Source organism: Selenomonas ruminantium subsp. ruminantium ATCC 12561, assembly GCF_000424065.1.
Classification (GTDB): domain Bacteria; phylum Bacillota; class Negativicutes; order Selenomonadales; family Selenomonadaceae; genus Selenomonas_A; species Selenomonas_A ruminantium.
In genome coordinates, this window is the sequence record NZ_KE384127.1 from 15,480 (window position 1) to 30,998 (window position 15,519).

At 48.4% G+C, this 15,519-nt stretch carries 9 protein-coding genes and 2 tRNA genes; all 11 read left to right on the forward strand.

Annotated elements, in window-relative coordinates; genetic code table 11:
• The first annotated feature begins 80 nt into the window (after window positions 1-80).
• Window positions 81-1,223 (forward strand): cell division protein FtsZ, encoded by a 1,143-nt coding sequence (gene ftsZ / locus G598_RS18275; protein ID WP_245582842.1) that lies wholly within the window; start codon window positions 81-83, stop codon window positions 1,221-1,223.
• 77 nt (window positions 1,224-1,300) lie between these two features.
• Window positions 1,301-1,386: transfer RNA gene (locus G598_RS0115575), tRNA-Tyr, on the forward strand.
• Between the two features lie 4 nt (window positions 1,387-1,390).
• Window positions 1,391-1,467 (forward strand) — tRNA-Met (locus tag G598_RS0115580).
• Window positions 1,468-2,031: 564 nt separating this feature from the next.
• A complete protein-coding gene (locus G598_RS18280; RefSeq protein ID WP_037364790.1) occupies window positions 2,032-2,646 on the forward strand; it encodes a peptidoglycan recognition protein family protein in 615 nt (204 codons plus the stop codon).
• A 14-nt stretch (window positions 2,647-2,660) separates the two neighbouring features.
• Window positions 2,661-2,999, forward strand: a complete 339-nt coding sequence (locus tag G598_RS0115590) for a hypothetical protein (protein ID WP_026767700.1) — start codon at window positions 2,661-2,663, stop codon at window positions 2,997-2,999.
• Between the two features lie 350 nt (window positions 3,000-3,349).
• Window positions 3,350-4,504 carry a glucose-1-phosphate adenylyltransferase gene (locus tag G598_RS0115595; protein WP_026767701.1) on the forward strand — a complete coding sequence of 385 codons (1,155 nt, stop codon included), beginning with the start codon at window positions 3,350-3,352 and terminating at the stop codon, window positions 4,502-4,504.
• Window positions 4,505-4,551: 47 nt separating this feature from the next.
• Window positions 4,552-5,658, forward strand: a complete 1,107-nt coding sequence (gene glgD, locus G598_RS0115600) for a glucose-1-phosphate adenylyltransferase subunit GlgD (protein ID WP_026767702.1) — start codon at window positions 4,552-4,554, stop codon at window positions 5,656-5,658.
• Between the two features lie 107 nt (window positions 5,659-5,765).
• Entirely contained in the window at window positions 5,766-8,240 is a 2,475-nt protein-coding gene (locus G598_RS0115605) for a glycogen/starch/alpha-glucan phosphorylase (protein WP_026767703.1), read from the forward strand.
• 21 nt (window positions 8,241-8,261) lie between these two features.
• Window positions 8,262-10,445, forward strand: coding sequence for a 1,4-alpha-glucan branching protein GlgB (gene glgB / locus G598_RS0115610; protein WP_026767704.1), 2,184 nt, complete (start codon window positions 8,262-8,264; stop codon window positions 10,443-10,445).
• A 35-nt stretch (window positions 10,446-10,480) separates the two neighbouring features.
• Window positions 10,481-11,917, forward strand: coding sequence for a glycogen synthase GlgA (glgA, locus tag G598_RS0115615; protein WP_026767705.1), 1,437 nt, complete (start codon window positions 10,481-10,483; stop codon window positions 11,915-11,917).
• 75 nt (window positions 11,918-11,992) lie between these two features.
• Complete coding sequence (gene malQ, locus G598_RS0115620; protein WP_037364793.1) at window positions 11,993-15,466, forward strand: 4-alpha-glucanotransferase; 3,474 nt, start codon at window positions 11,993-11,995, stop codon at window positions 15,464-15,466.
• Window positions 15,467-15,519 lie beyond the last annotated feature (53 nt).

Genomic DNA, 15,519 nt, shown 5'->3' on the forward strand with positions numbered 1-15,519 from the left:
AGAATTAAGGAGTATATTTGTGTAAGTTAGGAATCCTCGTGGACGCAATACCGTTTCCACAGGATATAGATACAATCATCATGGGGGTTAACGCTGTGTTTGAATTAGAGGAAAATGGCCTTGATCAGTTGGCCAAGATCAAAGTAATTGGTGTAGGCGGCGGCGGAAGCAACGCTGTCAACCGCATGATAAATTTTGGACTGCAGGGGGTCGAATTTATTGCGGTGAATACAGATGCACAGGCGCTTTTGAAGTCCTTGGCTCCAAAGCGCATGCAGATTGGCGAGAAACTCACCCGGGGATTAGGTGCTGGTGCTCGTCCGGAAATTGGACAGAAAGCGGCTGAAGAAAGCCGTGATGATATTTTGGAAGCCCTGCGCGGGGCTGATATGGTATTTGTTACCGCAGGTATGGGGGGCGGTACGGGCACTGGTGCGGCACCTGTAGTTGCAGAGTGTGCCCGGGAAATCGGTGCCTTAACGGTAGGTGTTGTCACGAAACCCTTCGGCTTTGAAGGGAAAAAACGTGGGCGTAACGCAGAATCCGGTATTGCCAACCTGAAGCAGCATGTTGATACGATCATTACCATTCCCAATGACCGCCTGATGCAGGTGGTGGACAAGAAGACGCCAATCACGCAGGCTTTCCAGCTCGCAGATGATGTTTTGCGCCAAGGCGTTAAGGGCATTTCGGATTTGATTGCCCTGCCTGGATTGGTTAACCTGGACTTTGCTGATGTGCAGAGTGTTATGAGTAATGCTGGTTCGGCGTTGATGGGTATTGGTGAGGCTTCCGGCGAAGGGGCTGCTATTGAAGCTGCTAAGGCGGCAATCGCTTCTCCGCTTCTGGAAACCAGCATTGATGGTGCAAGAGGCATTCTTCTCAATGTTACTGGTGCTGAAGAAAATCTCAGCATGTATGAAATTCAGGAAGCTTCGGAAGCAATTCATGGTGCTGCCGATAGTCAGGCCAATATCATTTGGGGTGCATCTATTGACAATACGATGGGCGACAAGGTACGCGTTACCGTTATTGCCACAGGGTTTGATGCACCGGAAACGCAGGCAGCACCCGCAGCGGATCAGCCGATTATGCCCAATACGGGACTCAATCTTGGCGGCATGCCGAATCCGGCAGCGCCAGCCGCTCCGGCTGATACACAGCAGACGGTTACCCCGACTGCTGATTTCATCGATATTCCGGTGTGGATGCAAAAAAAATAATTATTTAAAAATATTATTGACAAGCGTTAAGAATGAAGATATAATATATCATGTTCTTAACGCTTGTTGCGTTATATGGGTAGGTGGCCGAGTGGTTAAAGGCAACAGACTGTAAATCTGTCATCTTCGGATTACGATGGTTCGAATCCATCCCTGCCCACCACTTTGGCGGCATAGCTCAGTTGGCTAGAGCATGCGGTTCATACCCGCAGTGTCAGGAGTTCAAATCTCTTTGCCGCCACCAAATAGAAGTCATGAGCACATCGCGAGGTGTGCTTTTTCTTTGCGCAGCTATAAGGTTTACATCGTTCTGCGAAGGACGCCCGTGGGGATAATATTACTTTCGTTCACTTAGACAGGCTTGTCAAACGTTCCCGAAAGCAATATTATCCCCACGGGCTGGGGCTTGCGTGATAGTGCGTGCTACGAAGAACGCCCACGGGGATAGGATTACTTTCGTTCACTTAGACAGGCTTGTCAAACGTTCTCGAAAGCAATCCTATCCCCGCGGACTGGTGCTTGCCTTGTATGAGCACTAATTGTGTCTGCTGATGAAGGATGGTTTGTTGGTGCAGATATGCGAATGAGCTTGTCGCCGGGGGCGGGTGGGGGATGTTTTTCCGACGCGTTTGACAAGCCTGTCTAAGCAGAGGAAAAATATTCCCCACCCGCCCCTGGCGACGTCACGAATTATGTCACGAACTTAAATTAGTTCTAAAGTCCCTAATACATAAGCGCTTTTTATCATTTTTTTTTCAGAAATGAGGGCTATAATATATAGCGTTATTGGTAAGATTGGGATGGTGGCATGAAGCGCAGAGATTTCTTAAAGAATTTAATACTGTTAGGTACAGGTTCGGTACTGCTGCCACAACTGTGGACTGTGAAGGCAGCAGAGGCGGCCTGGAAGACGGATGGAAATGCTCTGGGGGGACGTGACCCCTTGCTGGGCATTCCTATTCAGGAGACGGATTTTGAATTTTCTTCTCTGCAGAATCGTGAAACGACCGATGCGATTGTCATCCATCATGTAGGTAACACCAATCGGGATGTGTCAGCTGCAGAAATTGACCGCTGGCATAAGAATAATGGCTGGGCGGGCATCGGCTATCACTTTGTTATCCGCAAAGATGGGACCATTGAGCGGGGACGTCCTATGGATATGCTGGGAGCACATTGCTATGGTGAGAACTGGCATACCATTGGGGTGAATATCGTAGGCGAGTTTGATAATCATGAGCCGGAACCGGAGCAGATGCAGTCGGCGGCAAAACTATTGGCTGCTTTGTGCCACTACTATGGGATTGAACCGAATCGTCAGCATATTGTTGGCCATCGGGATTTTAATGCTACGGCATGTCCGGGACAGAACCTTTACGATAAGCTCCCGCGCCTGGTAACTTTAACGCGTAAATACTATTAAAGGCTGGTGGAGAAATGCATTACCGCTGGTTTGTCGATGAGGAAAAGCAGACCGATGCGTATGGTATGCCGGTGAGTCGGGCAGAGTATGATGAGGCTCTGCATCCGCAGAAAACACCACTATACCAGCCCAAGGAAATGCTGGCAATTGCTGTTGTGGCTGGTATTTTGCTTTATGAGTGGTTCGCTGGTGACAGTGCGCCGGTCATGTATATGTGCGTGTCGTTTTTGACTTTTGAATTGCGTCCGCTGGCCAAGCTATGCCTGGGGAAAAACGGACGTGCTGTGAGCAATGCGCTGACAGGCTTCAGTGTAGCTATGTTTATGGGGACTTTGGTGTGGACTTTTTTTTAGGGCATATATTCGATTAAATTTTCACACATTTACCAAAAATAAATATAAAAAATTATTTATATTTTTTATTGCACTAGCAGGAAAATACGGATGGACAGCGAATAATGATAAAATAGAGATTAGTTATTAGTGAAAGGCAGTCTGTTTATCGTTGCGTTCTGTCTCTACCATGATATATGTCATAATAGCATGACAAATGTAATATTTTTATTTTCTGCAGAAAATACATAGAAAATAGCAGAAAAATTGTATACTAACAGATGAAAATCTGTTAAAATATATATAAAAAGTAAACCGTAGTCGAATAAGGGGAGATTATTGTTTACTATGATATCCAAGGGGGATTTTTTATGAGAAAGACAGAATGCTTGGCCATGATTTTGGCTGGTGGTCAGGGCAGCCGCCTCGGCGCGCTAACAAAGAAAATTGCAAAACCAGCTGTACCGTTTGGCGGAAAGTATCGCATTATCGACTTTCCGCTTAGTAACTGTGCAAATTCCGGCATAGACAAGGTCGGTGTACTGACCCAGTATCGCCCGCTGGAACTGCATAACTATCTGGCTTCCGGCAGCGCTTGGGACTTAGACCAGAAAAATGGCGGTATTTTCATTCTGCCGCCGTATGCCCGTGAAAAAGGTGCAGATTGGTATCAGGGTACTGCTGATGCAATTTATCAGAACCTTAACTTCATTGACTTAGCCGATCCTGAGTATGTTCTCATTCTGTCTGGTGACCACATCTACACCATGGATTATTCCTGGATGTTGGAAGCGCATAAGATGAACAAAGCTGAGGCAACCATCGGTGTTATCGAAGTTCCTTGGGAAGAAGCACCGCGCTTCGGTATCATGAACACGGACAAGACGGGCCGTATCGAAGAATTCGAAGAAAAACCCGCCAACCCCAAGAGCAATTTGGCTTCCATGGGTATCTATGTATTCAATAAGAATTTCCTCAAAAAATATTTGGAAGAAGATGCTAAGGACGAAACCAGCAGCCATGATTTCGGTAAGAACATCATTCCGAAGATGCTGAAGGATAAGGCCCGTCTGTATTCCTATGCTTTTGAAGGTTATTGGAAAGATGTGGGCACGATTGAAAGCCTTTGGCAGGCCAATATGGACCTTCTGCAGGATCAGCCGCCATTTGATCTCAAAGGCGAAAAGAAAATTTATTCCTCCAATGAGTCCATGCCGCCACACTATATTGGCCCCGATGCCAAGGTGAAAAATTCCATGATCAGTGAAGGTTCCATGGTTTTGGGTGAAGTAGAAAACTCGGTTATTTTCCCTGGCGTGCGCATTGGCAAAGGGGTTAAGGTAACGAATTCCGTTATCATGCCCTCTACGGTCATCCGCGATGGCGCAGTAGTGGATTATGCAATTCTGGCGCAGAATTGTGAAGTAGCTGCTGGTGCCAAGGTTACGGGACAGCTGGGTGCTATCACGGTGGTAGCTGAAGGCGAAACCGTTGAAGCAGAAGCCAGCGGCAAACAGGCCGGCTGAGCCTTTCCCTATCGTTACAGCCTAGATACAGCAAGGAGTGGAAGAAATTGAAAGATGTAATGGGGATTATTAATCTTCAAGAAGATAATAAATTAATTCGTGAACTTACGGATAAACGCGCTGTGGAGTCCATGCCATTTGCAGGCCGGTATCGTCTGATTGACTTTACCCTGTCGAGTATGGTCAATTCCGGTATTTTGAACGTGGGTGTTATGCTTCCGGACAAGCCGCGTTCCGTGCTGGATCATCTTCGTTCCGGTAAGGATTGGGATTTGGCCCGTCGTCATGACGGCCTGTTCTACCTGCCGTCCCCAAGTGAAGAAGAGAGCATCCGTAAAGGCGATTTGAAGAATTTTTATCATAATCTGGATTTCTTCGAGCATAGCAGTCAGAAATATGTACTCCTGACCAGCGGCAGCTTCGTTTATAACGTAGACTTCTCCCAGATGCTGCGCTTCCATCAGAACACCTCGGCGGATATCACGATGGTGTACTACACGGCAAAGGAAGAGCAGCCGGGCCGCAATGTGGTCTTAGAGACAGCAGAGAACGGACTGGTAACGGATATGGCCGAAAAACCGGCCATTTACGATGACTCCAAGGTAGCGATGAACGTTTACCTCATCGAGAAGCGCATTTTTGTTGAACTGGTGCGTTATACCTACGAGCATGGCGGTCAGGACCTTCTGATGGACGGCATTATCCGCCGGGCAAATGAGTATAATATTTATGCTTGTGAGCACGATGGCTATGTTGCCCATGTGGATTCTACCACTGCATACTATAAAGCGAACATGGATCTTCTGCAGCCGGAGGTTTGGGAGGAGCTCTTCATGGGCAATAATTCCATCTATACCAAAGGCAAGGATGAAGTACCAGTTCAATATAAGGAGACAGCAAAGGTTAAAAATTCGCTGATTGCCAATGGCTGCGTTATTCGCGGCGAGGTCGAAAACAGCATTTTATTCCGTGGTGTCACCGTAGGCAAGGGCGTAAAAATCAAGAATTCCATTATCATGCAGAAATGTGATATACAGGATGGTTCCTTGGTGGAAAATGTCATCTGCGACAAAAACGTGGTTATCTCGAAGGAAAAATGGCTTAAAGGGGCCAATAATTACCCGCTGATTATCACGAAGAACGTCGTAATCTGATATTTAGGAAGGCCGTTGTAATGAGGCAATATGCCTGTAACGGGCATAGAACCAAGTTATGACGGCCTTTATTGTTGTGTTGAGGCTGAAAAAAGGGAGTGTTTTTTTTGGCAAAGAAGAAAACTAATGCTAATGATGCAGAGTTTAAAAAAATCAAGGAGAATTTGAAAGCCCGGTTCATCAATGCTGCACATATCATGTGGGGACGTGAACTGGACGAATTGTCGGAAAACGAAATCTATCAGACCGTAGCCGCTGTGGCGAAGATGTATATTTCGGAAAATTGGATTAAGACCAACAAGGCTTATATGGAACGTGAGGAAAAGCAGATTTACTATTTCTCCATTGAGTTCCTGATGGGCCGTCTCTTGAAATCCAATCTGATCAATCTGGGCATTGAGGAAGCGGTTAAGGAAGCGCTGGGCGACTTCAAGCTGAATCTGGACAAGGTTTATGAAGAAGAACCCGATGCGGGCCTTGGCAACGGCGGTCTGGGCAGACTTGCTGCCTGCTTTATCGATTCCATGGCAGCACATCATCTGCCGGGCCATGGCTGCTCCATCCGTTATCAGTACGGCTTGTTTGAGCAGAAAATCATTGATGGCAACCAGGTAGAAATCCCTGACAATTGGCTGAAGAACGGCTTTGCCTGGGAGTACCGCAAACCGGATAAAGCGGTTGATGTCAAGTTCTACGGCAATGCCTACATGAAGGAAATGCCGGACGGCAGCCTGAAGCTCGTGCATGAGAACCCCATGGTGGTTATGGCTGTTCCTTATGATGTGCCTATCGTTGGCTATCATAACAGCACGGTCAACAATCTGCGCCTTTGGAATGCAGAAGTTAATCGTGACTTCTCCGATTATGGCTATCTCACGCAGGAGCAGATTCGTCAGAAGAACGAATACCGCCTGTTCGTCGAGAGTATTACCCGTTACCTCTATCCGGATGACAGCACCTGGGAAGGCCGCAAGATGCGCCTGATTCAGGAATACTTCATGACCTCTGCCGGCGTGCAGAGTATTGTCCGTCACTACAAGAAGACGGGTATGAAGATCAAGGATTTCAGCCAGAAGATTGCTATTCATATCAATGATACGCATCCGGCAGTAGCTGTTCCGGAACTCATGCGTATCCTGATTGATGAGGAAGGTCTGGAATGGAGTGAGGCATGGGCAATTACCAAAAATACCATTGCTTATACGAACCATACCATCATGCCGGAAGCACTGGAAACCTGGCCGGTGGATATGTTCAAGGAACTGCTGCCGCGCGTCTACATGATTATCGAGGAAATCAATCGCCGTCATCTCGAAGATGTGCGCGACCGCTATCCGAACAACGATGCCAAAGTACAGGCACTGTCCATTCTGGAAAACGGCATGGTTCATATGGCCAGACTCGCCATCGTGGGCGGTCACAGTGTAAACGGTGTGGCCAAGATTCATTCCGATATCTTGAAGGCTTCCACGCTGCATGATTTCTACGAATACAATCCGAAGATGTTCAACAACAAGACCAACGGCATCACGCATCGCCGCTGGCTGATGGGCGCTAACCCGGAACTGGCTGGACTCATTGATGAGACATTGGGCAGCCGCCGTTGGCACCGTTATCCGGAACAGCTGGATTTGTTGAATGATTTCGTCAACGATAAACCGTTCCTGGCTGAACTGGGCAAAATCAAACATCTGCGTAAAGAGCGTCTGGCACAGTATATCCTGGAGCATAACCTCATTAAGGTAAATCCGGACAGCATCTTTGATATTCAGGTAAAGAGAATCCATTCCTACAAGCGTCAGCTGATGAATATTCTCCATATCATGCATCAGTATCATATGCTGAAAACCAGCAGTGGTTATGATATGCTGCCGACTACCTATATCTTCGGCGGGAAGGCTGCACCGGGGTATTACATCGCGAAGGAAACCATTCGCCTGATTAATGCCGTAGCAGCGAAGGTCAACAACGACAAGTCCATCAAGGATAAGATGAAGGTTGTTTTCATTGAGAACTTTGGTGTGTCGATTGGTGAAATCGTCTATCCGGCAGCGGATGTCAGTGAGCAGATTTCTACGGCTTCGAAGGAAGCTTCCGGTACCGGCAACATGAAGTTCATGATGAATGGTGCGATAACCCTGGGGACTATGGACGGTGCTAATGTAGAAATCCGTGAAGCAGTCGGCGGCGACCATGGCGGTGATGATCATTGCGTTATCTTTGGTCTGCGGGCAGAAGATGTATTGACTTATTATATGACGGGTACTTATTCTGCCTGGGATGAATACAACAACAATGAGATGGTGCGTTTCGTCATGAATCAGCTCATCGATGGCACCTATGGGGATTTCCGTTCCCTCTATGATTACCTTATCCATGGCAACGATGAGTTCTTCATTTTGAAAGATCTCAGTTCCTATGCCTGGGGGCATGAAGAAATCATGCGCCGCTATAAGGATAAGCTTGGCTGGCTGAAATCTTCGGCTATGAATATCGCCAACTCCGGTCAGTTCTCGTCTGACCGCACCATTGACGAATATGCAAACGAAATCTGGCATGTGAAACCCGTCAGAATTTCGTAAACCAATCCAAGGGGGATTACTTTGAAAACGTCTGATTTGAGCGAGTTCGACCGTTATCTGTTTCATCAGGGAACAAATTATCACGCCTATGAAATGCTGGGAGCGCATTTTGTCAAACATAAAGGCAAAAAGGGAATCCGTTTTGCTGTTTGGGCGCCTCATGCCAAATCGGTAAGCGTGGTGGGAGATTTCAACGGCTGGGATACCCGGGTAACGCCCATGCATAAAATTGGCGATGGGGAAATATGGACGGCTTTTGTGGAAAAACTGGGGGAAGGCGAGCTTTATAAGTACGCTATTGAACCCCAGTGGGGCGGTCCCCATATCATGAAAGCAGACCCGTATGGGTTTTATGCGGAAAAGAAGCCGCAGACGGCTTCCCGCACGTTCGATATGAACCATTATAAATGGGGCGATGATGCCTGGAAAGTACAGAAAAACAGAGAATCTTCCTACGAGCGTCCTATGCTGACCTATGAAGTTCATTTAGGTTCCTGGCGGCGTACTGCAGAGGGGGAATACCTCTCCTATCGCGAAGCTGCCGACCAGCTTATCGCTTATGTGAAGGATATGAATTATACGCATATCGAATTCATGCCATTATGTGAGCATCCCTTTGACGGTTCCTGGGGCTATCAGGCCACGGGCTATTATGCCGTGACCAGCCGCTACGGTACGCCGGATGATTTCCGTTATCTGGTGGATACTGCCCATCAGCAGGGAATAGGCATCATCATGGACTGGGTGCCGGGCCATTTCTGTAAAGATGAGCAGGGGCTGCGTCACTTTGATGGTCAGAATCTATACGAGTCTGATAATGTGCAGCGGGCGGAAAACTGGGAGTGGGGAACCACGAACTTTGACTACGGCCGCACGGAGGTGCAGAGCTTCCTTATCTCCAATGCCATGTTCTGGTTTGAGGAATTCCATATTGACGGCCTGCGCATCGATGCGGTGGCCAATATGCTCTATCTCGACTATGGCCGTAAGGAAGGCGAATGGATGCCTAACAAATACGGCGATACGGGAAATCTGGAAGCAATGGATTTCCTCAAGAAGCTCAATGAAGCCATTTTTAAATTCCATCCTCAGGCGCTGATGATTGCGGAGGAGTCTACTTCCTGGCCGCTTATCTCCAAGCCTGTCTATATGGGAGGCATGGGCTTTAATTACAAGTGGAACATGGGCTGGATGAACGACATGCTGAAGTATGTGAGCCTTGATCCCGTTTATCGCAAATGGAACCATGATAAGGTTACGTTCTCCTTTATGTATGCTTTCTCGGAAAACTTTGTGCTGCCGCTTTCTCATGATGAAGTGGTGCATGGCAAGTGTTCGCTCATCGGCAAAATGCCCGGTGATTACTGGCAAAAATTTGCCGGACTCCGTAGTTTCTTTGGCTATTGGATGGCTCATCCGGGTAAAAAACTGCTCTTTATGGGGGGCGAGTTTGCCCAGTTTATCGAATGGAATTTTGATGATGAACTGGATTGGAAACTCATCAAGGAATTTGACATGCATCGCCGCATGCAGGCCTATTCCAGAGCCTTGAACAAATTCTATGTGGATACCCGTGCTTTTTGGCAGGTGGATTTTGACTGGAATGGCTTCCAATGGATTGATCCGAATGATAATAACAACAGTGTTGTGTCCTTTATCCGCAAGGCGGAGGACAGTAATGACTTCGTTATCGTCATCAGCAATTTTACACCGGAAGTTCATGAAGGATACCGCATCGGCGTTCCGGCAAAGGGAAGCTATATCGAGGTCTTCAACTCAGACGGTGAGGACTTTGGTGGCAGCGGCGTAAGGAATGTCGGAGAGATTCAGAGTCAGGACAAACCCTGGCATAATCGGGAGCAATCCATCAAGCTGACGGTTCCGCCGCTGGCAACCATTTATCTGCGGCTCAAGCGGCAGGATGGTTCTGGCGTTTCCTTTCCTGAGGAATCTGAGCAGGTAGAGGCAAAAGGCTTTGAAGATGATGGGGAAAAATCCTCGTCCTCGACAGCTGCTCAAGCGGAAAAAGCGTCAGCAAGAAAAGCAGCCCCCAAAAAGAAAACAACAAACAGAAAGACTACTGGAAAAACAAGCAGAAAACCTGCGGCTGTTCCTAAAGCCACCCGGGCAAGGGCAGCCTCGAAGACTGCAACCCGTAAGAGTGCGGCTAAGACTCTGGTGGAGGAAGCCGCTGTTAATGCCTGATATAGAGGCAATAAAGGTTAGGGAGGAAATCCGAAATGAAAGTTCTTTATGTAGCATCGGAAGCAGTACCTTTTGTCAAAACGGGCGGCCTGGCAGATGTAGCCGGGTCCCTGCCCAAAGCACTTCTGAAGGAAGATGTGGACATTCGTGTCATCATGCCGAAATACGGCGCGATTGGCAAGGAATATATCGACAGCATGGAACATATCTATGACGGTGAACTGGAAGTTGCCTGGCGCAGCAAGTACATCGGCCTGGACAAGCTTGTTCTGGAAAATGTTACCTATTATTTCGTCGATAATCAGGAATACTTCAATCGCGAAGGTTTCTATGGTTACGATGATGATGCCGAGCGCTTCTCCTTCTTCAGCCGGGCTGTGCTGAACCTCCTGCCCGCAATGGATTTCTGGCCGGATGTCATTCATTCCAATGACTGGCATGCAGGCCTTGTCAACGTGTTCCTGAAACTGGAGCATATGGATGATGAACGCTATCAGAACATCAAGACGCTCTACACCATCCACAACCTCAAATATCAGGGCGTGTTCCCGAAGGATATCATGCCGGACGTTTTGGGGCTGGATTGGAAGTATTTCAACAATGGCGATTTGGAATTCTTCGATGCCGTAAACTTCATGAAGGGCGGTATCATCTATGCCGATTATGTTTCCACGGTCAGCAAGACCTACGCCAAGGAAATTCAGTATGAATACTTCGGCGAGCATTTAGACGGTCTGCTGCGCAGCCGCAAGGATGACCTCTTTGGCATCGTCAACGGTATCGACTATGATGTCTATAACCCCATGACGGATAAGAACCTGTTTGAAACCTATGATGTGGACAGCCAGGACCGCAAGATGGACAACAAAGTGGCGCTGCAGAAACTTTTGGGCCTGCCGGAAGGCCGCCGCACGCCGGTGGTTGCCCTCGTTTCCCGTCTCGTTGCAGCCAAAGGTCTTGACCTCATCGTGCGCATGATGGATGAAATCCTCATGCATGAAGATATTCAGTTCATCGTACTGGGGACAGGCGACAAGGAATACGAAGACTGGTTCAAGGGGCTGGCTTGGCGTTTCCCGCATAAGGTTTCCGCTAACATCCGCTTCTCCAATGAACTGGCGCAGCGCATCTATGCTGGTGCGGACATCTTCCTGATGCCGTCCAACTACGAACCCTGCGGCATTGGTCAGATTGTAGCTATGCGCTACGGCACGATTCCGGTGGTTCGTGAAACGGGTGGTCTTAAGGATACGGTACAGCAGTATGATAAATACACGCAGACCGGTAATGGTTTCGTATTCAGTGATTACAATGCGCACGAAATGATGTACGCACTGAAGAAGGCACTTGGTTCCTATGGCAACTATGCCGAGTGGAATCAGATTGTGCATAATGCCATGGCTGCGGACTTTAGCTGGACCAATTCGGCCAAGGAATACAAGAAGCTCTACGAGCAGCTGGCAAACAAATAAGATTGGTATACATGAAGCGGGGCGGCAATTATTTGCCGCCCTTAATCACAAGTGAATGTGGAAGGAGGGATTTCATTGCTTACACGAAATGAGGTAGAGCATAACTCCCACAATGTGTACTATCGCAGTCCGTCAGGGGCTGCTGAAGCAGGAAGTACAGTGCGGCTGGGATTGAAAATCAAGTCGAAACAGCAAATCAATCAGGTATTGCTCAGATTGTGGCAGGACCAGCAGGGAGAGAAACTTCTGCCCTTGACCAGTAAAGAGCCTCAAGGGGCGGAAACCCGTTATTTTTCACTGAATTTGGAGATGCCGGAAAAAGGCTGTCTGCTTTGGTATTATTTTATTATTTCCTGCAGTGATGGCACCTGCTATTATGGCAACAAGATGGAACACTGGGGCGGACAGGGCGATGTGTATCCCAATGTGCCGCCATCTTATCAGATTACTGTTTACAATAAGGGGGCCAAGACGCCGGACTGGTTCAAGCATGCGGTCATGTACCAGATTTTCCCGGATAGATTCTATCGTCAGGGCGATAAGCTCATCGAAAAAGAAGGTGCGGTCTATCATGCCAGCTGGACAGATGACCCCGTTTATTACAAGGACCCCGATACCAAGGAAATCGTAGCCTATGATTTTTATGGCGGCAATATTGCCGGTATAATGGCCAAGCTGGACTACTTGAAAGAATTGGGCATCAGCGTCATTTATTTTAATCCGGTGTTTGAATCGGAAAGCAATCATCATTATGATACGGGGGATTATCATAAGATAGATCCCATTTTAGGGACGAATGAGGAGTTCCATGATTTGGTGGAACTGGCTAAGAAAAAAGGAATCCGCATTATTCTGGATGGTGTATTCAGCCATACGGGCAGCAACAGCCGTTATTTTAACCGCAAGGGCAAATATGAGGGCGTAGGGGCATTTCAGTCAGAAAAATCACCTTATTATGAATGGTATAACTTCCGCAATTTTCCCTATGAGTACGAGTGCTGGTGGAATTTTGACACCCTGCCCAATGTGACGGAAACCACGCCATCATACATGGACTTCATCTACCGCGCTCCGGACAGCGTGCTCCATCATTGGCTGAGAGAAGGCATTGCCGGCTGGCGTCTGGACGTTATTGATGAACTGCCAGAGCCTTTTTCACAGGGCTTCTATGCAGAGCTGAAAAAGACGGACAAAGATGCCGTGATGATTGGCGAGGTCTGGGAAGATGCATCCAATAAAATCGCTTATGGTTCGCAGCGGAAATACCTCTGCGGGCAGGAAATGGATTCGGCGATGAACTATCCCTTCCGCAAGATTTTGCTCGATTTTCTGCTGGGCTATATCACGGCCCATAATGCTATGATGCAGTTCGAGAGCCTGCGGGAAAATTATCCGCCGGAAAACTTCTATGCCATGATGAATCTGATTGGCAGCCATGATGTACAGCGGGCGATTACCATTTTGGGTGAGACGCCTTACTATGATGGCATGCCTGCTGTTGAACAGTGCCGGGCCAAACTTTCGCCGGAAATGTATAAGGTGGGCAAGGCACGTTTAAAGATGGCGGCGCTGTTCCAGATGTCCTATCCCGGTGTTCCCTGTATTTACTATGGGGACGAAATCGGCATGGAAGGGTTCAAAGACCCGACCAACCGCCGTCCTTATAAATGGACGGGCGGCGATGAAGAACTGCGGGGATACTACCGGACCATCATCAAGGCCCGCAATGAACATGATGCTCTGCAGACTGGCGAACTTTTGCCGCTTACGGCAGAGAGAGATGTGCTGGCCTTTGCCCGCGTGGTGCGCAGCGGCCATGATGTCTTTGGCGCGGATGCGGATAACGGCGCTTATATTGCCATCTTTAACCGCAGCTGTACGGAAAAACATACGGTTACTTTAGATATCAGCGATTTTGCTGATGGCACTTTTGTTGATATGGTAATGGACAAGGAGCATAAGCCAGAGCGGCTGGTTTCTGTTCGGGGAAAACTTACCGTAAAGGTGCCGCCACTTACCGGCAGATTGCTGGAATATGAGCCTATGCCTAAGAAATATGAACGTGGTGCAGGAATTCTCCTGCATCCGACATCGTTGCCGTCTAAGTATGGTGTGGGCGATTTTGGCAAGGAAGCCTATAAATTTGTGGACTTTTTGGCGGCAGCCGGACAGAAAGTTTGGCAGATTTTGCCGCTGGGGCCTGTGGGCTTTGGTTACTCGCCGTATCAGTCGCCGTCGGCCTTTGCGGGTAATCCGCTGCTAATTGATATAGATGACCTGCTGAAAAATGAATGGCTGACTCCGGCTGAAGCGCGGGTGCCTTATACCAGCAAGTCGTCCTTTATCGACTTTGAACGGGTCATGGCCTTTAAGCTCAAATGCTTCAAGCGGGCTTGGACAGCATTCCAAAAATCTAAGGACATAGAGCTAAAAGGGCAGTTCGAGGCCTTTGTGGAAGAAGAAGCATACTGGCTGGACGATTATGCACTCTTTGATGCAGCCAAGAAGGAGTACAAAAACAAGGCCTGGTTTGAGTGGCCGGAAGCTATCCGCAGCCGTGATGCCAAGGCGCTTAAGAAACTGGCCGAACGTCTGGAAGAGAATATCGGTTATGCCAAATTCGTGCAGTTTATCTTCCATAAACAATGGCAGAAGCTTCATGAATACGCCAAGAATAAAGGCATCAAGATTATGGGGGATATGCCCATTTTCATCTCGCATGACAGCGCTGATGTATGGGCCAACCAAAAACTCTTTGACCTGAATGTGGATGGTACGGCTAAAACAGTAGCGGGTGTACCTCCCGATTATTTCAGTGCCACCGGACAGCTTTGGGGCAATCCGCAGTACGATTGGAAGGCCATGGAGCAGGAAGATTATAGCTGGTGGAAGAAGCGCTTCAAGAATCTGTCCAAGCTGGTGGATATGGTGCGCATTGACCATTTCCGCGGCTTTGAGTCCTATTGGGAAGTGGACGGCAAGGCAGAAACGGCCATCAACGGCCATTGGCGTAAGGGGCCGGGCAAGAAATTCTTCAACATCATCAAACAGGAAATCGGCGATATGGAAATCGTGGCTGAAGATTTGGGCATCATCACCGATGAGGTGGAGGCCCTGCGGGAGGCCTGCGGTTTCCCCGGCATGAAGGTGCTGCACTTCACCCTGCATTTCAACGAGCAGGGGAGGCTCGGCTGTGTGGCGCCGGAAAACAGCATCGTCTATACCGGTACGCATGACAATAATACGACTGTGGGCTGGTATGAACACGATATTGACGAATCCACCCGTGCGGCGGTGGCATCACTGTTGCACAAGAAGATTGACCGGCCCAAGGATATCGCCAAAGGATTGCTAAGGTTCGCCTGGGCCTCCGAGGCACGGCTGGCCATTGCGCCCATGCAGGACATCTTGGGGCTTGATGAACGCGGCCGTATGAATACGCCGGGTACGGTGGGACTCAATTGGAAATGGTGCCTGAAGCCTGATTATCTGCTGGAATTGGAACCGGCAGAACTGAAGGCTATGTGTAAGAAGTATGGGCGCTGTTAGGGTGTCAGGTTGACATCGAGGTGCTAAGGCGCTCGCCGGCTGATAATACTTTC